The sequence below is a fragment of the Legionella impletisoli genome, from assembly GCF_900639875.1.
GTDB lineage: Bacteria > Pseudomonadota > Gammaproteobacteria > Legionellales > Legionellaceae > Legionella_A > Legionella_A impletisoli.
The window spans coordinates 1-400 of sequence record NZ_CAAAIA010000020.1 but is presented as its reverse complement, the minus strand read 5'-3'; the positions used below and the strand labels follow the sequence as shown (position 1 = coordinate 400).

The following is a 400-nucleotide window of genomic DNA, read 5'->3' as shown; positions in this document are numbered from 1 at the left end:
GCTTTCAACCCAACCTGCACACAAATCTGACACTTGGCGAGTCCGAAAAAAGCATTTTTGCGAAGATTTTTTCCTTGAGCGAGGCGCTGGCAGGAGCGAGCGAAGGAGCATACATCCGTATGTGATTGAGCGAGCGAGTGGCAGCAACGAAGCATAAGGGAAAAAAGCTGAAGCAAAATTTTTGCGAAGATTTTTTCTTTAATCGAGGCATCGATGTGAACGAGAGAAGGAGCATACATCCGTATGTGACTGAGCGAGAGAACATCGATAACGAAGAGTAAAGAAAAAAGCTGAAGCAAAAAAAGGGGGGTCGTAGCTCAGCTGGGAGAGCATCTGCCTTGCACGCAGAGGGTCGGGAGTTCGAATCTCCCCGGCTCCACCACCACACGAGCGAGTCTCG

The 400-nt window shown here is 49.5% G+C and carries 1 tRNA gene; it reads left to right on the top strand.

The annotated features are described in order from the left end of the window. Positions 1-306: 306 nt before the first annotated feature. Positions 307-382, top strand: a tRNA-Ala gene (locus E1O41_RS11665). Positions 383-400: the final 18 nt, after the last annotated feature.